General features: G+C 56.0%; 16 protein-coding genes. 10 read left to right on the forward strand and 6 right to left on the reverse strand.

The features are described from left to right. Window positions 1-2: 2 nt before the first annotated feature. The 7 genes from AACZ86_RS01920 (at window position 3) to AACZ86_RS01950 (ending at window position 7860) form a co-directional block, all read left to right on the forward strand. A complete protein-coding gene (locus tag AACZ86_RS01920; protein ID WP_339688962.1) occupies window positions 3-962 on the forward strand; it encodes an L-threonylcarbamoyladenylate synthase in 960 nt (319 codons plus the stop codon). Between the two features lie 116 nt (window positions 963-1078). Continuing rightward, on the forward strand, window positions 1079-1801 hold the full coding sequence (aqpZ, locus tag AACZ86_RS01925) for an aquaporin Z (RefSeq protein ID WP_339688963.1): 723 nt from the start codon (window positions 1079-1081) through the stop codon (window positions 1799-1801). Window positions 1802-1921: 120 nt separating this feature from the next. Continuing rightward, window positions 1922-2989, forward strand: coding sequence for an efflux RND transporter periplasmic adaptor subunit (locus tag AACZ86_RS01930; protein ID WP_339688965.1), 1068 nt, complete (start codon window positions 1922-1924; stop codon window positions 2987-2989). Between the two features lie 36 nt (window positions 2990-3025). Further along, window positions 3026-6103: an efflux RND transporter permease subunit gene (locus AACZ86_RS01935; protein WP_339688966.1), complete on the forward strand. Its 3078-nt coding sequence runs from the start codon at window positions 3026-3028 to the stop codon at window positions 6101-6103. 11 nt (window positions 6104-6114) lie between these two features. After that, on the forward strand, window positions 6115-6648 hold the full coding sequence (msrA, locus tag AACZ86_RS01940) for a peptide-methionine (S)-S-oxide reductase MsrA (protein WP_339688968.1): 534 nt from the start codon (window positions 6115-6117) through the stop codon (window positions 6646-6648). 9 nt (window positions 6649-6657) lie between these two features. Next, on the forward strand, window positions 6658-7527 hold the full coding sequence (locus AACZ86_RS01945; RefSeq protein WP_339688970.1) for a UTP--glucose-1-phosphate uridylyltransferase: 870 nt from the start codon (window positions 6658-6660) through the stop codon (window positions 7525-7527). Between the two features lie 63 nt (window positions 7528-7590). Continuing rightward, window positions 7591-7860 (forward strand): DUF6726 family protein, encoded by a 270-nt coding sequence (locus tag AACZ86_RS01950; protein WP_339688971.1) that lies wholly within the window; start codon window positions 7591-7593, stop codon window positions 7858-7860. Between the two features lies 1 nt (window position 7861). Here AACZ86_RS01950 and AACZ86_RS01955 read toward each other — a convergent pair whose 3' ends face one another. The 4 genes from AACZ86_RS01955 to AACZ86_RS01970 form a co-directional block, all read right to left on the reverse strand. After that, complete coding sequence (locus tag AACZ86_RS01955) at window positions 7862-8887, reverse strand: M48 family metalloprotease (protein WP_339688972.1); 1026 nt, start codon at window positions 8885-8887, stop codon at window positions 7862-7864. Further along, on the reverse strand, window positions 8888-9568 hold the full coding sequence (locus tag AACZ86_RS01960; protein ID WP_339688974.1) for a LysE family translocator: 681 nt from the start codon (window positions 9566-9568) through the stop codon (window positions 8888-8890). It lies immediately after the preceding gene. Between the two features lie 39 nt (window positions 9569-9607). Next, entirely contained in the window at window positions 9608-9733 is a 126-nt protein-coding gene (locus tag AACZ86_RS01965; protein WP_339688975.1) for a hypothetical protein, read from the reverse strand. 71 nt (window positions 9734-9804) lie between these two features. Further along, entirely contained in the window at window positions 9805-10695 is an 891-nt protein-coding gene (locus tag AACZ86_RS01970; RefSeq protein ID WP_339688976.1) for a LysR family transcriptional regulator, read from the reverse strand. A 125-nt stretch (window positions 10696-10820) separates the two neighbouring features. Here AACZ86_RS01970 and AACZ86_RS01975 point away from each other — a divergent pair, with 125 nt between their 5' ends. From AACZ86_RS01975 to AACZ86_RS01985, 3 genes are all read left to right on the forward strand, one after another. Next, complete coding sequence (locus tag AACZ86_RS01975) at window positions 10821-11540, forward strand: pirin family protein (protein ID WP_339688977.1); 720 nt, start codon at window positions 10821-10823, stop codon at window positions 11538-11540. A 92-nt stretch (window positions 11541-11632) separates the two neighbouring features. Continuing rightward, window positions 11633-12214 carry an NAD(P)H-dependent oxidoreductase gene (locus tag AACZ86_RS01980; RefSeq protein WP_339688978.1) on the forward strand — a complete coding sequence of 194 codons (582 nt, stop codon included), beginning with the start codon at window positions 11633-11635 and terminating at the stop codon, window positions 12212-12214. A 139-nt stretch (window positions 12215-12353) separates the two neighbouring features. Then, the gene (locus AACZ86_RS01985) at window positions 12354-13262 is read left to right on the forward strand and encodes a mannan-binding lectin (protein WP_339688979.1); all 909 of its coding nucleotides are present in this window, start codon (window positions 12354-12356) and stop codon (window positions 13260-13262) included. Between the two features lie 97 nt (window positions 13263-13359). Here the strand turns inward: AACZ86_RS01985 and rpoC are convergent, their stop codons facing one another. Beyond that, entirely contained in the window at window positions 13360-17769 is a 4410-nt protein-coding gene (gene rpoC, locus AACZ86_RS01990; protein ID WP_339688981.1) for a DNA-directed RNA polymerase subunit beta', read from the reverse strand. A 63-nt stretch (window positions 17770-17832) separates the two neighbouring features. After that, window positions 17833-22245: a DNA-directed RNA polymerase subunit beta gene (gene rpoB / locus AACZ86_RS01995; RefSeq protein WP_339688982.1), complete on the reverse strand. Its 4413-nt coding sequence runs from the start codon at window positions 22243-22245 to the stop codon at window positions 17833-17835. Between the last annotated feature and the right edge of the window lie 236 nt (window positions 22246-22481).

Below are 22481 nucleotides of genomic sequence, written 5' to 3' on the forward strand. Positions count from 1 at the left end.
TCATGTCCGGCTCAAATGATCATATTGGCGAGCAAGCGCGCCGCTACGGCACAGCGACGATCAGTGAAGCTGTGGCGCGGTTGCGCGATGGCGGGCTGGTCGCCGTGCCGACCGAAACCGTCTATGGTCTGGCCGCCGATTCGACCAATGCAAGCGCCGTTGCGGAGATATACCGGACCAAGGGCCGCCCTGACTTCAACCCGCTGATCGTCCATGTGCCTGATCTGGATGCAGCCAGAAAGCTCGGGAAATTTGACGATCTCGCGACCAAGTTCGCCGGGACGCTTTGGCCGGGGCCGTTGACACTCGTCGTTCCCAAGAGCGAGAATTGTCCTGTCGCTGCCGCGGTAACCGCGGGTCTGGACACGATCGCGCTGCGTTGCCCCGCCCATCCGGTGATGCGCGAATTGTTGAAGGAGTCGGGACTGTTTCTCGCTGCTCCTTCGGCCAATCGCAGTGGGGGTATCAGTCCAACCACGGCAGATCATGTCGCTCATAGCCTTGGCGAGGGTGCGCCGCTCATTCTGGATGGCGGACCGTGCGAACGCGGGATCGAGTCCACCATAATCGGCATTGATAATGGAAATTACCGGATATTGCGGCCGGGTCCGGTGACGCAGGCGCAACTGGAGAAAATTGCCGAGAGGTCGCCGACCGCCGCCGGTTCCGGCATAATCGAGGCACCGGGACAGCTGGCGTCCCATTATGCGCCATCGAAACCGCTCCGGCTCAACGTCCGGATTTCGGACCGGGACGAATATCATATCGGTTTTGGACAGGTTGACGGGGACCGGAACCTGTCTCCGCACGGAGATCTAGCGGAAGCCGCCAGCCTGTTGTTCGCCGCGCTTCACGATGCCGACGCGAGCGGCAAACCCAGAATCGCCGTGGCACCTATTCCCGAAAACGGTATCGGCCTTGCGTTGAATGATCGATTGGCCCGGGCTGCATCCGAAAAATAGCGTTCGCATACATGAGTTTACAAGGCTGAGCCTTGAGAATCTGCCGATTTCCCATAGAGTGTCCCGGTTCGGTGTTTGACCATGCTGCATATATTGGAGCCAACGGGAGGAAAATCATGACAACAGTACAAAAATCATTAGCGGAATTTCTGGGAACATTCTGGCTGGTTTTCGGCGGATGCGGGAGCGCGGTTATCTCGGCGGCATTCCCGGAAGTCGGCATTGGTTTGCTCGGTGTTGCTCTGGCTTTCGGCCTCACGGTGCTCACAATGGCATATGCCATTGGCCATATCAGCGGATGCCATCTCAACCCGGCGGTAACCATCGGCCTGTGGGTGGGTGGACGCTTTCCGGCCAATGAAATCCCCGTTTATATCATCGCCCAGGTTTTCGGTGCGATTGCGGCAGCAGCGGCGCTTTACATGATTGCATCGGGTAACCCGGCTTTCGATCTTGCCGTGAACGGCTTGGCCGCGAACGGGTTCGGTGACAAATCACCTGGCGGCTATGCCATGGGAGCCGGGATCGCGATCGAGGTCTTGCTGACCTTCTTCTTCCTGCTGATCATATTGGGTGCAACCGATGGTCGCGCTCCGGCCGGCTTCGCACCGTTGGCAATTGGTCTGGGGCTGACGCTGATCCATCTGATCAGCATCCCGGTAACCAACACTTCGGTCAATCCAGCAAGAAGCACGGGACCCGCGCTGATCGAAGGTGGCATCGCATTGTCGCAGCTCTGGGTTTTCTGGATCGCGCCAATCGGTGGTGCCATATTGGCCGGTATCGTCTACAAGGTGGTCGGAGGGTCGGGTCAGGATATCGTCGGCACGGAAGGTTGATACTGACTCTTTAATAGCACATCCAAGGGGCCGGGTTTCACAATCCGGCCCTTTTTGGTTTCATTTCGAAATTTTCTATTGGTCAAGCCCGCCTAGCCACCTAAGAAGAATGCATTAGGGGTGGTAATTCGCGATATGGCGCTTGGCAGAACGATAATATCGATTTTCGTCGGTCTGGTTTTCTTGACCGGATGCAGCGGTAGCGAACCGGAAGCAAAGCCAAAATCAACCGAGCCCGTTCCGGCAGCAGTGACCACGGTCCAGCCGGCTAGCGAAAATGAGCTTATTGTCGCCGCTGGCACTGTCCGCCTGCGCCGGGAAACATCGCTGGGTTTTACCACTGGCGGCAAAGTCGCTTCGGTCCGCTTTGAAGAAGGTGACAGGGTGAAGCGCGGTGCGGTTCTTGCCTCTCTGGATAGCAGTACGGTCGCCTCCGACCTCAGCGTAGCGCGCGCGGAACGCGATCGTGCAGAAGCCGAATATGGTCGCATCGAGAAATTGTTCAAAGATGGTTGGGTGACCAAAGCCCGGCTCGAACAATCAGAAGCGGCTACGCGCGTGGCCCGTGCCCGTATCCAGTCCACGGAATTCGCCAGCCGCACCGCTGATATCCGTTCACCCGGCAATGGAATAATCCTCACCCGCAATATCGACGCCGGCCAAATCGTCGCGGCCGGAACGACCGCGCTGGTATTGGGAGAAATTGACAAGGGTTTCGTGTTGCGGGTTCCGATGACCGATGCAGATGCCGCCCGGATACGCGTCGGCATGACGGCAAAGGTTCTTGTTTCGTCCATTTCCGACTTCCCGATTGACGCGGTGGTCAGCGAGAAAGACGGACGGGCCGATGAACGGACCGGAACGTTCGAAGTAAGTTTTCTGCTGCCTGGAAATGACCGTTTGCGGTCTGGTCAGCTGGGCAAGGTCGAAATCGAGGTATCACGAGGATCGTCGGCAACTTTCGTTATTCCGGCTAATGCAATATTCGGGATTCGGACCGGTGAAGGTCTGGTATTTGTGGTCGATGACAAGAACCGGGTGAAACAACGCAATGTCGATATCGGAAAGCTGACCGACAAGAATCTTGAAATTCTCGGTGGCTTGAAAGAAGGCGAAATCATCGTGACCCGCGGCGTCGAGAAGCTGCGCGACGGTGACGTGATCAAGCCCATCAGGACAGCAAAGTGATCGCTGTTTCAACCCAGGCGGGTCATCGGGCCTGATATGCTTGCCCGGTTCGTCATTTCTCGCTGGCAACTCAGTCTGGTTCTTTTCATTCTGCTCGTTGTGCTGGGTATCAGTGCGCTCATCAATATTCCCAAGGCTGTTGATGCCCACTTTCCGATTCCGGCCGTCAACATCATTGCGATCCAGCCCGGAGCCGATGCGCAGGAAATGGAAGAGACGGTCGCCAAGCCGATCGAAGACGTCCTTCAGGGTCTGGACGACATCGTAGAGGTGCAATCGACAAGCACCGATGGCGGAACGGTGATCAATGTCGAATTTAGCGAATGGTCGGGTGACGTCGACGGTTATTTCGATGACGTGGTCCGCGAAGTATCCGCAATCCGGGACGAACTGCCGGCAGAATTGCAGAAACTGGAATATCGCAAGATCCGGACCACCGAAGCTGCGGTCATGCAGGTGGCTCTGATCAGCGAAACCGCTTCGTGGCGGCGGATGGAGAAATATGCGGACGATATGGTCGAGGTCTTCACCCGCAACAGCGGCGTCCGGGAATCGCGGATTTTTGGCCTGCCCAAGCCGGAAGTCAGCGTCGAGGTCGATTCGGATAGATTGTCCGAATTGCGCGTACCCGCTAGTGCGATAGCCGATACCGTGCGCCGGGGAGGTGCAGACTTGCCGGGCGGAGCTGTGCAGAGCGGCGAGCGAAGGCTGAATGTCGAGGCCGGTGGTGCATTCCGGAATCTCGATGCCATTCGTGGATTGCCGCTGCGGGCTGCCGACGGATCGCTTTTGACCGTTGATGATGTAGCAGACGTCAGCTGGGGCGCACAGGAACAGATTTACCGGACCCGCCACAATGGCCAGCGCGCCGTCTTCCTTACGGTGACCCAGAAGGACGGTGTCGATGTCACCCGCCTGAAAAACGAACTTGATATCGAGTTGAAACGGCAGCGCTCGATCTTGCCGCCGGATATTAAACTGGTGATGCAATTCGACCAGAGCCGCGATGTGAAGCGGCGATTGAACGAACTGACCCGCGACTTTTCGATCGCGATTGCCCTGGTCATCTTCACGCTTCTGCCGCTGGGTTTTCGCTCGTCGGCTATTGTCATGATCTCGATCCCGCTCTCGCTCGCCTCCGGCCTGCTGGTCCTTTATGCAATGGGATATAATCTCAGCCAGCTCTCCATCGCCGGCTTCATTGTCTCGCTCGGGTTGCTGGTCGACGACAGTATCGTAGTGACCGAAAATATCGCGCGGCATTTGCGAATGGGGAAGACGCGGATTCAGGCTGCAATAGAGGGCAGTCTGGAAATCCGTGCAGCGGTTATCGGTTCAACGGCTGTGCTGGTGCTGGCCTTTGTGCCGCTGCTGTTTCTGCCCGGTGGTGCCGGTTCCTATACCCGGTCCTTCTTCATCGCCATAATCGCGACCGTGATTGCCTCGTTGCTAATTTCCCTGTCCGTCATTCCGTTTCTCGCCAGTCGTATGTTGCGGCGGGACGAAGATCCGGAAGGGAATCCGGCGCTGCGTTGGGTCAATGATAAAATCCAGCGGTTTTACCGGCCATTTTTGCATATCGCTCTGGGGGCACCGGTCAAGACCGTCGTGCTGGCAATGGTTTTGTGCCTGTCGGCATTCGCGCTTGTTCCGGCTTTGGGTTTTTCGCTTTTTCCTTTTGCCGATGCACCCTATTTCCGGGTCTCGGTTGAAGCGGAACAGGGCAGCAGCCTTGACCGAACCGACGGGATTGTCGCTGAAGTTACGAAGATTCTGGAAACCGAACCCAGTATAGTTGTACGGGCAGAAAATATCGGAAACGGCAATCCGCAAGTGTTTTACAATGTCGGTCCCAGGGCCGAGCGCACAAACTATGGTGAAGTGCTGGCGGTTATGGATGAGTGGGACACGCGGGAAGGTCCGGAAATGATAGAGCGGTTGCGCAAGCAGCTCGATCAGATTGCCGGTGCCCGCGTGAAGATCGAACTTTTCCAGAATGGCACACCTGTGGAAGCGCCGATCGTGATTCGGGTGGCGGGACCGGAACTGGAAACGTTGAAGGAACTGTCGGGCAAGGTTGCCGATCTGCTACGACAGACTCCGGGAGCTCGCGATATCGTGAATCCCGTGGATACCGACAAGATTGACCTTGATATCGGTCTGGATGAACAGAAAGCCGCGCTGCTCAACATTGCCTCGGGCGAGCCGCGCCGTGCCATCCGGCTGGCGATCAGCGGCGAACAGGCCGCGTCTTTCCGGGATCAGGAGGGTGACAATTATCCGGTGACCGTCCGCTATCCGTTTGAGAATAATCTTCCGATCTCGGTACTGGACAAGGTGTATGTCGCTACGCGCACGGGTGATTCTGTGCCGCTGTCCCAGATAACCAATCCCAAACTCACGAACGTAACTCCGCAAATCCAACGCTATCAGTTGCAGAGAACTGTGCTGGTTACGGCCCAAGTCGATTTTGGCGAGATCCCGTCAACAATCAACAGCCGTGCGGTGGAGAAGCTGGAGCAGATGGATTTCCCCGAAGGCTATGAATGGTCGGTGGGCGGTGAGTCAGAAGCTATTGGCGAGACCTTCGGAAATTTCGGTCCGTTGATCATTACTTCCATCATGCTGATCATAGCGATTCTGGTGGCCGAGTTTCGACGGTTTCGGGAAACGATTGTAGTCGCAGGCGTCATTCCGCTCGGGACTTTTGGTGGTATTCTAGCCCTTTTTGTCACTGGGAACTCGCTGAGCGTCATGGCGATTATCGGCTTCATCGCACTGATCGGGATCGAAATCAAAAACTCGATATTGCTGGTTGATTTCACCACACAGTTGCGCGCGCAGGGCATGGGCCTGCGGGAAGCCATCGAGAAAGCCGGTGAGGTCCGCTTCCTCCCCGTGCTGCTGACTTCTATTACTGCAATCGGGGGCCTGACCCCTCTCGCATTCTGGGGCGGGGCTCTGTACGGCCCGCTGGCGCTCATCATCATCGGGGGATTGATAAGTTCCACCCTCTTGTCTCGCGTGGTTACACCCGCCATGTATCTACTTGTCGCTATGCGCGATGAAGCGAGCGAAAACACAAATAGCGGGGGCGTGGCCGCCTCTGCATAAAAGGAGTTTATATGGCACAGCAGGAAGCCATTTTGGCCGGCGGTTGCTTTTGGTGCACCGAGGCGGTGTTCAACGATATTGCCGGGGTGAATTCCGTCGAAAGCGGCTATATCGGAGGCGAAAAGCCCGACCCCAGCTATCGCGAGGTTTGTTCGGGTACCACCGGTCACGCCGAAGCAATCAAGATCGGGTTTGACGACGCGGCGGTAAGCTATTCCGACCTGCTCGATATCTTCTTTGCGACCCACGATCCGACACAACTTAATCGTCAGGGCAATGATGTCGGCACCCAGTACCGGTCGGCGATTTTCCCGGTCGACGATGTACAGAGGGCCGAAGCCGAAGCCGGAATAATGCGTGCCGGAGAGGGCAGGGCCGAACCGATCGTGACGACGATCGAAGGGCCTGCGACGTGGTATGTCGCGGAGGACTATCATCAACAATATTGGGCGGATGAAGGGCGCGGCAATCCATATTGTGTGGCCACCATCCCGCCAAAATTGCAGAAATTGCGGACCAGTTTCGCCGATAAATTGAAGGACTAGAGCAGAGCTATGAAACCGATCAGAAAAGCTGTCTTTCCCGTTGCCGGCATGGGAACCCGATTCCTGCCGGCGACCAAGGTAATGCCCAAAGAACTTTTCCCGATCGTTGACCGTCCGCTCCTGCAATATGCTGTGGATGAAGCGCTTGAAGCCGGAATCGAGCAGATGATTTTCGTCAACGGTCGCGGCAAAGGCATGATCGAGGATCATTTCGACATGGCCTATGAGCTGGAACACACGATGGCCGACCGATCGAAAGACCGCTCGGTTCTTGACGGAACCCGGCTCCGCCCGGGCGATTGCGTTTTCGTGCGGCAGCAGGAGCCGCTCGGACTTGGTCACGCGATCTGGTGCGCGCGGGACATTATCGGCGATGAGCCTTTCGCTATCTTTCTGCCCGATGAATTCATGGTCGGTTCACCCGGATGTATGAAACAGATGGTAGGGGCTTATGAAAAGCTTGGAGGCAATATTGTCTGCGCACTGGAAATTCCGATCGAAGACACGCCGTCTTATGGTGTGATTGATCCCGGCTATCAGGATGGTCCGATCACCGAGGTCAAAGGTCTGGTGGAGAAACCGGCCGCTGGTACAGCGCCGTCCAATCTGATCCTGCCGGGCCGCTATATCCTGCAGCCCGAAGTGATGCGGATATTGGAAACCCAGGCCGCTGGCGCTGGCGGGGAAATCCAGCTGACCGATGCGATGGCGCAGATGATCGGCAAGCAGCCGTTTCACGGCATGACCTTTGACGGTAAACGCTATGATTGCGGATCGAAGCAAGGCTATGTCGAAGCCAATCTGGCGATGGCGCTGGCCCATCCGGAAATCGGCAGTGACATCCGGGCGATGGCCGAGAAGCTGCTGGCCCGGTCCTGAACCGTCCGGACATTCATCCGGACTTCATCATATTGGCTGCACAAGGCAGTTGAGGAGTTTTTCATGCGCGCATTTTCAATTCTGTCGGTGGCTCTGGTCTCCCTGATGCTGTCGGGCTGCGTCACCAAAGTCATCACGGCGCCCTTCCGGGCTGCCGGCACGGTGGTCGAGACTGCTGTCGATGCGACCACCCAGAGCCAGTCCGAGCGGGAGGAAGATCTGGGCCGTAAAGTACTTGCCGACCGTAAAAAGCAGCGGGATCTTTGTCTGGACGAGGCGCAAAACAAGCAAGAGCGCCGCAATTGCAAAGATGCTTACAACCGGGACGATTGAGTCAGTCTGCTTTGGCCAGCAGCGGAGGTGAGAATTTGCCACCAACGGGTTCCATTGCCGCCATCTTCGCCAGTTCCTCTTCGAACAATTCGACCCGCTTCTTCCAGCGGTAATGGGTGGAGGCGGAGAATATGCCTTTTCCATGTTCCTTGCCATAGCGGGTCCAGAACCGGATCGCCGCTTGCGGATCGTAGCCGGCATTGACCATCAGCCACACCGATAGCCGGTCCGCCTCGATCTCTGCGGCCTTGATCTCGCTTGCACTCTCGCCGAATTGTCCAAAAAATCCGCGATTGACGTTCTTAGCATCGAGCCGGTCGCGGTGTTTCAGCAGATTATGGGCCAATTCATGTGCGACAACGGCAGCAAATTCGTCGTCAGTCAGAAAATATTCGGCGAGACGCGAAGAGACGCTGACCAGCTTGCCATCGGCGCCGGCACTCCTGTCAGCGCTGACTCGGATCTGAAATTGACTTGGACATGTCATAGCTGCAGCGACCGAAATAGTTTGGTTGATCCCGCCTCGCGAGATCGTCAACCGGACATTGTCTTCGGCAAGCGCCTGTTCGAGTAGCCGATTGATCGCCGCGACCCTGCGATAGACTGGCTGTTGGTTAGACAGCTCGGGATCGTCGATCGCAATGTCATTGATGGGGATAGTGTTGATCGCCAGCAGAGTGTCGCCTGGTGATAATTTGGCGCTTTCGGCCGGACTGTCCGGAGCCACCGCGGTAATCCCTACGGAACCATCGAACCCGAGCGCGAAACGGGCGGTTTCCTGATCGACATATTGAGCGACATCATTGAGCAACAAACCGGTCCTGGCGGCTTTCTGGTCGCAATATGGCGTGTTGGCATCGACCAGTCGATAACCGATGGCGTTCAACCGATGGTCAAGCAACTGCAGCCCCTTGAGCGCCAGAATCATGTCGGCGTTGACCCCGTCATCAGGGCCTTCCTGTGCCGACAGGGGGGCTGCAAAGCTCAACGCCACCAGAGAAATCCAGATTCTGATCATAAAGTCCATTTAGCCCATTGCTCCTGTCGGCAGGTTGAACGCGCTTTGCATCGCATTATCGGTGAGGTTCCACCATCCTAATATCAGCGCTGCGCCAGTCAGCACGAGCGCGGCAATTTTCTGAAACAGAGGCTGTGCCTGATCGGCATTGCCGAGATTGCGAGCCTTGGAAGCGAGAGCGGAGTAAAAGGTCAGGCCCGTTGTTTCCGTTATGACGGTCAGCCCTGCCAATATAGCAAATTGCAGCAGCACATTGCCGTCCGGATCGATAAATGGCGGGATGAACGCGGTATAGAATAACAGCGCCTTGGGGTTAGACATGTGGACCGCCAATCCGTTGAGCAGTCCTTTTCGGAAGCCGGCGCTGCGGGCCGGTTGTTTGGCAAGCGTGCTGGTGCCGCCTTTGAACATCTGCCAACCCATCCACGCAAGATAGGCTACGCCAAGCCAGCGAAGCACCGAATAAGCGGTCGGTACCGCCGCTATCAGTGCGATCAGCCCGAAGGCGGTCAGGCCATACCAGATAAAATTCCCGATATTCACGCCGACGATCGGACCGAGTGCGCCACGCATACCTCCCCTGGGTCCAAGCGGCAAAGCATGGCTGACCGCGACCATGGTGGCTGGCCCCGGAGTGAGGCAAAACATCAGGTCTGTGATGAGAAACAGAAATATGGTTTCGAGCGGCATTAATGTTCGCGCCTGTTATGCGGACGAACTTTACAAACTTTACAGTGTAAGAGCAAAAAATTCCTCGCCTTCGATTTTAGCCAGAAACTCGCCGTCTCGACTATCCACAATGGTCATCAAGAAGAAGTCGCCGCCATCGGGTTTGAAGAGCATTTTGTCAGACATCCGCGAAAGGTACAAAATCCCGACGGTGTAGGACAGGAAAATAACGGCGCGTATGCTCTACCTGTACTCAGCTAACGCAAATTGTCTTTCAGAAAGTCCACCAGTGCATCGACGCGGGCCGGACGCAAACGGGATGGGGGCATGACGATATTGAGAGCGATTTCACCCATGTCCCAGTTTGGCAGAATATTTATCAGGTCGCCCGCATCCAGCGCCTTTTGACACAGAAAGTCAGGCAGATATCCGATGCCCCGGCCAGCGATGAGTGCAGGCAGCATGACATCGCCGTTATTGCTCTGGAACCGGCACTTGGGGCGAACATTCGATGTCTGGCCTTTTTCGTCCGTGACTTGCCAGACTTCGGGTGTGAGGGTGTTGGAATATATGAAGCAATCGTGGTCGCTCAGGTCAGCCGGTATTTTCGGTCGGCCCTTGCGTTCGAGATAGCTTGGGGCCGCGATGAAATAGCCCTCCATTTTACGAAGCTTGATCGCCCTCAGGCTGCTGTCGGGAAGCGCGCCGATGCGGATGGCGCAATCAAACCCGTCCTCGATAAGATCGACCCGCGCATCGTTCAGCTGGAGATCGACGGTGATTTCGGGAAATGCGCACATGAAATCCGCGATCACCGGCGCGAGGTGCGAAAGTCCGTAGCTTAGAGGCGCAGCCAGGCGGACCCGACCGTTGAGCAGATGTGTAGTGTCGCGCGCAGCCTCCATCGCTGCTTCACCGTCGAGTGCAATTTGCTGGGCGTGTTGCAATAGCGATTTGCCAGCGGTCGACAGGGAAATTTTGCGCGACGTGCGGTGGAACAAAACCGTGCCGAGCGACTGTTCCAACCGCGAGATCGCTTTCGAGATGGTCGGTTTGGAGAGTGCCAGTTCATGGGCGGCAGCAGTGAAGCTCCCCAGTCGGGCTACTTCGGCAAAAATTGCCCATGCTTCATAATCAGGTAAGGCCATAGGAGATCATTAGATCTTATTTGGAAACAATCAAATTCCAATTTGTCTATTTTGGAAACACATAAGCCACTCTATCTCCATCTCAAGCAGAGCGGAAGTAACACCGCTCTAACAGGAGAAAGACAATGATCGAGAAACGCACATTCAACGACCTGGCCCATGTTGATCACGAATGGCTGCAGGCCCGCCATCATTTTTCCTTTGGCAAATATTGGGATCCCGCCCGCATGGGCTTTGGCCCGATCCGGGTGTGGAATGATGACGAAATCAAACCGAAAACCGGATTTCCGATGCATGGCCATCAGGATATGGAAATCATAACCTATGTCCGCGAAGGGGCCATCACCCACCGCGATAATATGGGCAATGAGGGCCGCACAGAGGCCGGCGACGTTCAGGTGATGAGTGCCGGTACCGGCGTGATGCACAGCGAATATAATCTGGAAGATGAGCGGACTCGTTTGTTCCAGATCTGGATTGAGCCGCGTGCTGCCGGTGGTGCCCCCCGCTGGGACGCGAAAGCCTTTCCGAAGGGTGATGACCGCTCGGACCAACTGGAAATTCTCGCCAGTGGTTTTGATGAAGACATCGAAGGCGGTGCCTTGATGATCGGAGCCGATGCACGGCTTTACGGCGCGACGCTTACTGCTGGAACCACGGTCGAACATCAAATCGCCGATGGCGCCCATGTCTATCTGGTCGGTTCTGCCGGTACAGTGAGGGTCAACGGAGAACCGGTCAGTGCCCGGGATTCCCTGGCGATCAGGGATATACCGTCGCTGCAGATTGAAGCCATCGACGATGCGGAATTTGTCTTTGTCGAGGCATGGGAGTCGCACCACTGACACCCGCTACCGGAGGGACGCTCTCCCATCCCGTTTTTGGGCGAGCGTCCCTCCAATCCCTTCCACTAATTACAACCATAGGAAATATTCTCATGACCGATCAAAGAAACATCCTCCGTATCGACGCAAGCGCTCGCAAAGCGGCTTCATCGTCTCGCGCCTTGACCGATGCCTTGATTGAAAGGCTCGCACCGGCCAATATTGTCGCCCGCGATCTTGCCGTGGCATTACCCTTTGTGACGGAGAATTGGGTCGCCGCCAATTTTACCGACGAAGCGGAACGAAGCGACGCACAGAAAGCGGAACTCGCTTTGTCCGATACGCTGGTAGAAGAACTGATTGCGGCCGATATATTGGTGATCGGCACGCCGATCTATAATTTTGGTATCCCGGCAGCACTGAAAGCGTGGATCGATATGGTGGCGCGGGCGCGCATGACGTTTCACTATACCGCTAACGGCCCGGAAGGGCTTCTGACGGGCAAGAAAGCCTATATCCTGGTGGCTTCGGGCGGTACAGAGATCGGCAGCGAGATTGACTTTGCTACCGGCTATTTGCGCCATGTGCTGGGGTTTATCGGTATCACTGACGTTACCTTCATCGCTGCAGATCAGCAGATGGTGAAGGGGCAGGCTGCGGTGGAAGCTGCCTTGCAGGAAATAGCCATAGCTTAAAGCGCTTCCGGTTTTCGCTAACAGAAAGGTCCTCCGAAATCTCTTCGGCGGACCTTTCTTATTTGGGTGATGGACTTGTTATAGGCCGCCACACTGTGCAACAGAGGGCTCTGGGTCGCACCAGAATAACGGGGAAGTCATGACTATTTTAAACAAAGCGTTGGCAATGGGCCTGACCGTTGCCACGATGGGATCAACATATCTGGTTTCTTCTGAAGCCGCATACGCGCAGCAGCGGCAGCAAGGTGTGAACGGCTATAACGTGTCAGAGGTCAGGTTTAATGGCGGCTTGTTCCGTGAAACCGGCAGAGGACATTGGACGGAATATGGGGCCGATGGCCGGGTTAAATTCATTTTCAGAGAGACCAGCCGGGATGACTGGTCGGTCTATCTCGATGATTCCTCACGGAATATACAGCTGCAAATCGACATCCACCGCAAATGGATAAGATTGGGTGACAATGGCGGGCCCATGCACGATTTCTATGCGATTACAAAAGCGTCCCGCAATGAAGGGCGAACCAGAACGCCGCCACAACCTTCCCCGCGCGCAGAGCGTGCCCGAACCAACGGCAGTAACGTGCAGCAGGTATATTTTGCTGGCGGCAGTTTCAAAAAGAGCGGTCCGGGCCGCTGGACGGAATATAATGCACAGGGCCGGGCGATATATAATTTCACGGAAACCGGGCGCGATCAATGGTCCGTCTATCTCGATGACCGGTCGCGCAATGTGCAATTGCAGCTGGATCTTTACCGCAACTGGATCGGTTATGGCCAAAATGGCGGTGCCAAGAGTGACCTGTACCAGATTCAGTCATCGTCACGGGTGCAGGCAGCAGCGCCCCAGCGCCGGTCCCCGCCTCCGGCCCGCCGCCCTGATCCTCGTCCCGTAAGCAATACGCGCAATATTGATGCGGGTCCGATCTGGAACCAGCAGGATGCACAACGAAAATGTCCGGCTGTGGCGGCCTCTCAGGGCGGGCAGTGGACGGGCCAATGGCGTACGACGGTCCAGGGCCAGATGTCGGTCTGCGAGATCAGGTTCTAGCCAGTTCACGCTTCTCGCAGTTGACTGAACAACAAAAAGCCCCGCTGGATCATCTCCAGCGGGGCTTTTTTTAAACCGGTTGAAAGGGCGGGAAGGTCTATTCTTCCTTGTCTTCGTCGGACTGAGCCGCTTCGGTGTCGCTCTCTTCGATGCCTTCACCCATGGTTTTTGCCATATGTGAATCGCCCGTAGCAGCTTCCTCACCTTGCGCCAGTTCGGCCGCATGCTGTTCTTCGGAACTATCCGCAGCAATCAGGGCTTCCTCGACCGGTGTCTCGCCGAACACGTCAGCAGCGGTTGGCTCGGCTTCGGCAGCAGGAGCCGGGGCAGAAGCCGCAGCATTTGCTACTTCTTCCGCTTTCAGATCGGCTGCAGCCTGCATTGCGTCGAGCATTTTCTGCTGTTGTGCCCGCAATGCCGCATCACGGCTGGTTGCGGCGATGCGTGCACGGTTCATGCCCGCTCCGGTACCAGCCGGGATCAAACGGCCAACGATCACGTTTTCCTTGAGACCGATCAGCTGATCCTTCTTGCCCTCGACAGCCGCCTGGGTAAGCACCCGGGTGGTTTCCTGGAAAGAAGCGGCAGAGATGAAGCTGCGGGTCTGCAAGCTCGCCTTGGTGATACCGAGGAGCACTGGCTTACCGGCAGCAGGTTCCTGCTTCTTGGTCAGCTTCGCATTATATTCCAGCATCTCTTCAAGATCGATCTGCTCGCCCGGAAGAAGCGTGGTATCGCCGCCATTGGTGATTTCAACTTTCTGCAGCATCTGACGAACGATCGTTTCAATGTGCTTGTCGTTGATTTTCACGCCCTGCAGACGATAGACTTCCTGAATTTCCGAAACGAGATATTCGGCCAAGGCCTCAACCCCGAGAACTTCAAGAATATCATGCGGATCCGGAGAACCGGAGACCAGATTGTCGCCCTTCTTGACGAAATCGCCTTCCTGTACGTCGATGACTTTCGTCTTCGGCACCAGATATTCGACTGGTTCGCCTTCTTCAGGAACGATCGCGATCTTGCGCTTCGCTTTATAGTCGCGGACGAATTCAATCCGGCCATCGATTTTCGCGATGATCGAGTTATCCTTCGGAATGCGCGCTTCGAAAAGTTCGGCCACACGTGGCAGACCACCCGTAATGTCGCGGGTCTTCGCAGCTTCGCGAGAGACACGTGCCAGCACGTCACCAGCGACAACCTTCTGGCCATCTTCGACCGAAAGCGTAGCGCCGTTTGCGAGCATATAACGACCGGTTTCACCGCTGTTTTCATCCAGCAAGGTCATCCGCGGACGAAGGTCTTCCTTGTTCGCGCCGCGACCAGAAGCCCGATATTCCATGATCACACGCTGTGCGATACCGGTGGCTTCATCGGTCTGTTCGGTCATCGTCTTGCCTTCGATGACGTCCTGATATTTGATGACACCCGGTTTTTCGGTAATCATCGGCATGGTGAACGGGTCCCATTCGGCGAGACGATCGCCGAGGTGAACCTTCGCGCCGTCCTTGATCAGCACGCTGGTACCATAAGGCACCTTATCGGCAGACCGTTCGCGACCGTCATTGTCGATCACGGCGATGATACCGCTACGCGCCAGCGACAGGAAGCGTCCGTTCTTGTCTTCGATGACCGGCATGTCGCGATATTCGACCTTACCTTCTGCCACCGATTCCAGATTGGACTGCTCGTTGAGCTGTGCCGCGCCGCCGATGTGGAAGGTACGCATCGTTAGCTGCGTGCCTGGCTCACCGATCGACTGAGCCGCGATAACGCCAACAGCTTCACCGATATTTACCGGTGTACCGCGAGCAAGATCACGACCGTAGCAGGTGCCGCAGACGCCCATCTTGGATTCGCAAACCAGCGGCGAACGAATGCGCGCGGACTGGATGCCGAGCTCTTCGATCACGACGATGGCTGCTTCGTCCAGCAACGTGCCGGATTTGATCACAACGCTGTCGTCTTTGCTGTCGACAATATCTTCGGCCATGGTCCGGCCGAGGATACGTTCGCCAAGCGATGCGATAACCGAACCGCCCTGGACGATGGCTTTCATCTCCAGCGCATTTTCGGTGCCGCAATCTTCTTCGACAATCGTGCAATCTTGCGAAACGTCAACCAGACGACGGGTCAGATAACCCGAGTTGGCCGTTTTCAACGCCGTATCCGCGAGACCCTTACGGGCACCGTGGGTGGAGTTGAAATATTCGAGAACCGTCAGGCCTTCCTTAAAGTTCGAGATAATCGGTGTTTCAATAATCTCGCCCGAAGGTTTCGCCATCAGACCACGCATACCGCCGAGCTGTTTCATCTGTGCTGGCGAACCACGCGCACCGGAGTGGCTCATCATGTAGATCGCGTTGATCTCGCGCTCGCGGCCATGTTCGTCCTCTGGCGTCGCGGCCAGCTCGTCCATCATCGCGTTCGCAACCGTGTCACCACAGCGGGACCATGCGTCGATCACCTTGTTGTATTTTTCCTGCTGGGTGATCAGACCGTCTTGATATTGCTGCTCATAGTCAGCAACCTGTTCGCGTGTTGCAGCGACGGTAGCATCCTTGGAGTCAGGAATGATCATGTCATCCTTGCCGAAGGAAATACCGGCACGGCAAGCGTGACGGAAGCCAAGACCCATGATCGCATCGGCGAACAGGACCGTGTCTTTCTGACCGGTGTGACGATAGACTTGGTCAATCACGTCGCCGACTTCTTTCTTGGTCAGCAAGCGGTTGACGATGTCGAACGGCACCAGGTGCGATTTCGGCAGACATTCGGCAATCAGCAACCGGCCCGGCGTGGTTTCGAAACGTTTGAGAATCGGCTTGCCGTCCTCGTCGGTTTGCGGAACCCGGGTGGTGATCTTCGAGTGCAAGGTCACCGCACCGATTTCCAGTGCCTGATGCACTTCGGCCATATCGGCGAGCAACATGCCTTCGCCAGGCTCGCCCTTGCGATCCATTGTCAGATAATAGATGCCGAGAACCATATCCTGCGAAGGAACGATGATCGGTTTGCCGTTTGCTGGCGAGAGGATGTTGTTGGTCGACATCATCAGGACACGTGCTTCCAGCTGGGCCTCGAGGCTCAGTGGAACGTGGACCGCCATTTGGTCACCGTCAAAGTCGGCGTTGAAGGCGGAGCAGACCAGCGGGTGAAGCTGGATAGCCTTACCTTCGATCAATACCGGTTCGAACGCCTGGATGCCGAGACGGTGAAGCGTTGGAGCGCGGTTCAGCATCACGGGATGCTCGCGGATAACTTCTTCGAGAATGTCCCAGACTTCCTTGCGCTCTTTTTCGACCCATTTCTTGGCCTGCTTGAGCGTCATCGAAAGGCCCTTGGCATCAAGGCGCGCGTAGATGAACGGCTTGAACAGTTCCAGGGCCATTTTCTTCGGCAAACCGCATTGATGCAATTTCAGCTCGGGACCGGTTACGATAACCGAACGGCCGGAATAATCGACGCGTTTACCGAGAAGGTTCTGACGGAAACGGCCCTGTTTACCCTTGAGCATGTCGGACAGGGATTTCAGCGGACGCTTGTTGGCACCGGTGATGGTCCGGCCACGACGGCCATTGTCGAACAATGCATCGACCGATTCCTGAAGCATACGCTTCTCGTTACGGACGATGATGTCTGGTGCGCGCAATTCCATCAGGCGCTTCAGACGGTTGTTCCGGTTGATCACGCGGCGATAGAGATCGTTGAGATCGGAGGTCGCGAAACGGCCACCATCCAGAGGCACCAGCGGGCGCAGCTCTGGTGGAATTACTGGAATGATTTCGAGGATCATCCATTCCGGCTTGTTGCCGGAATCGATAAAACTTTCGACCACTTTCAGGCGTTTGATGATCTTCTTGGGTTTCAGGGTCGACTTGGTCGTCCGCAGATCTTCCATCAGATCGTCGCGTTCCTGCTTCAGATCGAGGTCCTGAAGCATGATCTTGACCGCTTCTGCGCCGATACCGGCAGAGAAAGCGTCTTCGCCATATTCATCCTGCGCTTCGAGCATTTCGTCTTCGGTCAGCAGCTGGAATTTTTCCAGAGCCGTCAGCCCGGGCTCGATAACCACATAGCTTTCGAAATAGAGCACGCGCTCGAGCTGCTTGAGCTGCATGTCGAGCAGCAGGCCGATGCGCGATGGCAGGGATTTCAGGAACCAGATATGCGCGACAGGGGCAGCAAGGTCGATATGACCCATGCGTTCCCGGCGAACCTTGGTCACCGTGACTTCTACACCGCATTTTTCGCAGACAATGCCCTTATATTTCATGCGTTTGTACTTGCCGCACAGGCATTCGTAATCCTTTACCGGACCAAAGATACGCGCGCAGAACAGGCCGTCACGTTCCGGCTTGAACGTCCGGTAGTTGATGGTTTCCGGTTTCTTGATTTCACCAAAAGACCAGCTGCGGATGCGCTCTGGCGATGCAAGACCGATCTGGATCTGGTCAAATGTTTCCACCTTGGCGATCGGATTTGCGAAATTTGATACTTGATTCATGACTTAATTCCTCTTGGGCGTTCGCCCCAAATTTGAAATGCTGCGTGGCGTGACGCTAGTGCTTCACTCCGCCGCTATCGCAATTCCATCGTCCGTCTCATCATCATCGTCACCAAAGCTGGAGAGCTGGATGTTGAGGCCGAGCGACCGCATTTCCTTGACCAGAACGTTGAAGCTTTCCGGTACGCCGGCTTCGAACGTATCGTCACCCTTGACGATCGCTTCGTAAACCTTGGTCCGGCCGATCACGTCATCAGACTTGACCGTCAACATTTCCTGCAACGTGTAAGCCGCGCCATATGCCTGCAATGCCCAGACTTCCATTTCCCCGAAACGCTGTCCACCAAACTGCGCTTTACCGCCGAGAGGTTGCTGCGTGACAAGGCTGTAAGGGCCAATCGAACGAGCGTGGATCTTGTCGTCGACCAGATGGTGAAGCTTGAGCATGTAAATATAGCCCACGGTCACCTTGCGATCGAACTTGTCGCCTGTCCGGCCATCATAAAGATTGACCTGACCGCTACGATCCAGACCTGCCAGTTCGAGCATGTCGGAAATATCGCTTTCGTGCGCACCGTCAAATACCGGCGTACCCATCGGGATACCGTGGCGAAGATGGCCGACCATTTCGACGATCTCGGCTGTATCACGGCTATCGATATCGGCATGATATTGTTCGCCGTAAATGACCTTGAGCCGTTCCTTGACCGCATCCGGCGGTGGTGCCGCCTTGGGGTCGGGATTGGCGAGGCGCCATTCTTCGAGAGCTTCGGTAACCTGTTGGCCCAGACCACGTGCGGCCCAGCCCAAGTGGGTTTCGAAAATCTGTCCGACGTTCATTCGCGAAGGCACACCCAGTGGATTGAGCACGATGTCAACCGGTGTACCGTCTTCGAGGAACGGCATGTCTTCCTGTGGCAGGATGCGGGAGATAACCCCCTTGTTGCCGTGACGACCAGCCATTTTGTCACCTGGTTGCAGCTTGCGCTTCACCGCGACAAAGACTTTGACCATCTTCAACACGCCCGGTGCGAGTTCGTCACCGCGTTCGAGCTTCTCGCGACGGTCTTCGAACCGTTCGTTGATCAGCTTGATCGCTTCGTCATATTGTTGACGGGTAGCTTCGAAATCGGACTGAACCTGATCGTCCTTGACTGCAATCTTCCACCAGTCGACCTGCTCCAGTTCGGAGAGGCTTTCCTCGGTGATTTCAGCACCCTTCTTCATAGGCTTCGGCGCGGAAGTAGCGGTCTGGCCGATCAGCATGTCTTTCAACGTGTTGAAGGTTGCCCGGTTGAGGATGGCGCGTTCGTCGTCGCGATCCTTGGTAAACCGGCCAATTTCTTCGCGTTCGATCGCCAGAGCGCGTTCGTCCTTGTCGATGCCGTGACGGTTGAACACACGAACTTCGACAACCGTACCGGCAACACCGGGATGCAGACGCAAAGATGTGTCGCGAACGTCGGAGGCTTTTTCACCGAAGATGGCGCGCAGAAGCTTTTCTTCCGGCGTCATCGGACTTTCGCCCTTTGGCGTGATCTTGCCGACGAGAATATCGCCCGGTTCAATTTCAGCGCCGATATAGACAATGCCTGCTTCGTCGAGGTTGCGAAGCGCTTCCTCACCGACATTGGGAATATCACGGGTGATGTCTTCAGGGCCAAGCTTGGTGTCGCGAGCCATGACTTCAAATTCTTCGATATGGATCGATGTGAAGACGTCGTCTTTCACGATCCGTTCGGAGATGAGGATACTATCCTCGTAGTTGTAGCCATTCCAGGGCATGAAGGCGACGAGGCTGTTCTTGCCGAGCGCCAATTCACCCATGTCCGTGGATGGACCGTCGGCAATCGTGTCGCCCTGCTGGACGATTTCGCCGACCTTCACCAGCGGACGCTGGTTGATGCAGGTGTTCTGGTTGGAACGCTGGAATTTCTGCAGCGTGTAAATGTCCACGCCGGATTTTCCAGCTTCCACTGCGTCGGATGCGCGGATGACGATACGGGTGGCGTCCACCTGATCGACAATACCGGAGCGTTTCGCAGCAATGGCAGCGCCAGAATCGCGGGCCACGGTTTCTTCCATGCCGGTGCCGACAAACGGTGCTTCGGCTTTCACCAGAGGCACAGCCTGACGTTGCATGTTCGATCCCATGAGCGCGCGGTTGGCGTCATCATTTTCCAGGAATGGAATAAGCGAGGCGGCAACCGACACCAGCTGCTTCGGACTAACGTCCATCAGCGTGATGATATCGCGTGGCGCCATCAGGAATTCGCCAGCCTGACGAGAGGAAACGATTTCCTCCACAAAGCTGCCGTCTTCGGTGAGTTCGGCGTTTGCCTGAGCCACGGTGTGCTTCTGCTCTTCCATCGCGGAGAGATAGACAACATCGTCGGTCACTTTATTGTCGACGACTTTCCGATATGGCGTTTCGATGAAACCATATTGATTGACGCGGCTGAACGAAGCGAGCGAGTTGATCAGACCAATGTTCGGGCCTTCAGGCGTTTCAATCGGGCAGATACGGCCATAATGGGTCGGGTGAACGTCGCGGACTTCAAAGCCGGCGCGTTCACGGGTCAGACCACCGGGGCCCAATGCTGAGACGCGGCGTTTATGGGTGACTTCCGAAAGCGGATTGGTCTGATCCATAAATTGCGACAGCTGCGAGGAGCCGAAGAATTCGCGAACCGTTGCAACGGCAGGCTTCGCATTGATCAGGTCGTTCGGCATCACGGTGGATACGTCTACGCTGCTCATACGCTCCTTGACGGCGCGCTCCATGCGGAGGAGACCGACGCGATACTGGTTTTCCAGCAATTCGCCAACGGAACGGACACGACGGTTGCCGAGATTGTCGATATCATCGACTTCGCCCTTGCCGTCTTTCAGATCGACGAGGGTTTTGACAACCGCGAGAATGTCTTCCTTGCGCAGGATTGTATAATCAGCAGGCGCATCCAGTTCGAGACGCATGTTGAGTTTGACACGGCCCACGGCACTGAGGTCATAGCGCTCTGGGTCGAAGAACAGGCCTTCGAACAAGGCTTCAGCGGTTTCGCGCGTTGGTGGTTCACCAGGGCGCATGACGCGGTAAATGTCGGACAGGGCGCCATCACGATCTTCGGCCTTGTCGACCTTCAGCGTGTTGCGGATCCACGGACCGGTTGTGACATGGTCGATGTCGAGCAATTCGAGCGCATCGATGCCGGCATTGTCGATCTTTTCAAGATTTTCTGCGGTCACTTCGTCACCGGCTTCGATGTAAATCTCGCCGGTTTTTTCATTGATCAGATCAAAGGCGCTGTAACGGCCGAAGATTTCCTCGGTCGGAATTACGATGTTCTGCATGCCATCGGATTCGGCCTTTTTCGCGGCGCGAGGAGTGATCTTGGTCGCCGCTTCAAAGACAACTTCGCCGCTCTGCGCGTCGACGATGTCGAAAGTCGGCTTGATGCCGCGCCATTGCTCGGCAACGAAAGGAATGGTCCAGCCGTCTTTCGCGCGCTTGTAAACGATGCGCTCGTAAAACAGGTTGAGGATATCTTCTTCCGAATAGCCCTGCTTGACGATCTTGACGAGCTGGGCGCTCTTGGTGCGGCCTTCGTCTTCGATCTTGCCCTGCACGTCGATCGCACCCATTGGTTCACGGATGGTGATCAGGTTGCCTTCGACTTCGAGAATTTCCGCTGGCTGCTTCATGCCCGCTACGCGGACCATCTCGCCGACTTTGAAATCAGGCTTCTTTTCTTTAACTTCCAGGATCGCGTCACCCAGCGAACGCAGCAATGCGGTCACCGGCAGCTTGCGTTTGCGATCGATACGGACGTTGACGATGTCTTTCGCGTCAAATTCAAAGTCGAGCCAGCTGCCGCGGTACGGAATGACGCGGGCGGCGAAGAGGAATTTGCCGGAAGAGTGGGTCTTGCCACGGTCATGGTCAAACAGGACACCGGGCGAACGGTGCATCTGGCTGACAATGACGCGCTCTGTACCGTTGATGACGAACGTGCCGTTCTTGGTCATCAAAGGCATGTCGCCCATATAAACGTCTTGCTCTTTGATATCGAGAACCGAGCGTGCTTCTGTTTCGGGGTCGACCTCGAACACGATCAGGCGAAGGGTTACCTTCATCGGCGCGGCATAGGTGATGCCCCGCTGGCGGCATTCTTCGACATTATATTTGGGATCTTCGAGCTGGTAGTTGACGAAGTCCATTTCGGCGGTGCCGGCAAAATCGCGGATCGGGAAAACGCTGCGCAGCGTCTTTTCGAGGCCAGAGACATATCCGATCGAAGCGTCCGAGCGCAAAAACTGTTCATATGATTCGCGCTGAACTTCGATGAGATTCGGCATCTCGATGACTTCGTGGATATCGCCGAAGATTTTGCGAATACGCTTCTTGCGGGTGGGGGTCGGAGCCGTCGTTTTGACCGAAGCTGCTTGGGTAGCCATATAGTTTTGCCTTCTCGCCATCGCCGGAAAACCGGCGGAAAATCAAAATGTGGAGACGCATCAAGACGACAAAAGCCGCATGTTCCCCAAAGCGGGAAACTGCAGCTTTTTAGCGTCCTGAAAACCGTGCAAATTTCATTTCTTCTGGCGCGCCGCGCGACTGCACGCCCTGTCTCGAAATCTGTGGTGAGCGCGGGATATAGGGATGTACCCGCTTTCGGTCAAGGGGGCGTGTCGGCGATCCTTTCTGCTGAAGA

Origin of the sequence: uncultured Parasphingorhabdus sp. (assembly GCF_963975735.1) — a bacterium.
Taxonomy (GTDB): Bacteria; Pseudomonadota; Alphaproteobacteria; order Sphingomonadales; family Sphingomonadaceae; genus Parasphingorhabdus.

Coding starts and splice junctions, on each gene's coding strand:
- AACZ86_RS01975 (WP_339688977.1), top strand. CDS start 10,821: ATGATCGAGAAACGCACATTCAACGACCTGGCCCATGTTGATCACGAA.
- rpoB (WP_339688982.1), bottom strand. CDS start 22,245: ATGGCGAGAAGGCAAAACTATATGGCTACCCAAGCAGCTTCGGTCAAA.
- rpoC (WP_339688981.1), bottom strand. CDS start 17,769: ATGAATCAAGTATCAAATTTCGCAAATCCGATCGCCAAGGTGGAAACA.
- AACZ86_RS01960 (WP_339688974.1), bottom strand. CDS start 9,568: ATGCCGCTCGAAACCATATTTCTGTTTCTCATCACAGACCTGATGTTT.
- AACZ86_RS01985 (WP_339688979.1), top strand. CDS start 12,354: ATGACTATTTTAAACAAAGCGTTGGCAATGGGCCTGACCGTTGCCACG.
- AACZ86_RS01950 (WP_339688971.1), top strand. CDS start 7,591: ATGCGCGCATTTTCAATTCTGTCGGTGGCTCTGGTCTCCCTGATGCTG.
- AACZ86_RS01970 (WP_339688976.1), bottom strand. CDS start 10,695: ATGGCCTTACCTGATTATGAAGCATGGGCAATTTTTGCCGAAGTAGCC.
- aqpZ (WP_339688963.1), top strand. CDS start 1,079: ATGACAACAGTACAAAAATCATTAGCGGAATTTCTGGGAACATTCTGG.
- AACZ86_RS01920 (WP_339688962.1), top strand. CDS start 3: ATGTCCGGCTCAAATGATCATATTGGCGAGCAAGCGCGCCGCTACGGC.
- AACZ86_RS01955 (WP_339688972.1), bottom strand. CDS start 8,887: ATGGACTTTATGATCAGAATCTGGATTTCTCTGGTGGCGTTGAGCTTT.
- AACZ86_RS01935 (WP_339688966.1), top strand. CDS start 3,026: ATGCTTGCCCGGTTCGTCATTTCTCGCTGGCAACTCAGTCTGGTTCTT.
- AACZ86_RS01965 (WP_339688975.1), bottom strand. CDS start 9,733: ATGTCTGACAAAATGCTCTTCAAACCCGATGGCGGCGACTTCTTCTTG.
- AACZ86_RS01980 (WP_339688978.1), top strand. CDS start 11,633: ATGACCGATCAAAGAAACATCCTCCGTATCGACGCAAGCGCTCGCAAA.
- AACZ86_RS01945 (WP_339688970.1), top strand. CDS start 6,658: ATGAAACCGATCAGAAAAGCTGTCTTTCCCGTTGCCGGCATGGGAACC.
- msrA (WP_339688968.1), top strand. CDS start 6,115: ATGGCACAGCAGGAAGCCATTTTGGCCGGCGGTTGCTTTTGGTGCACC.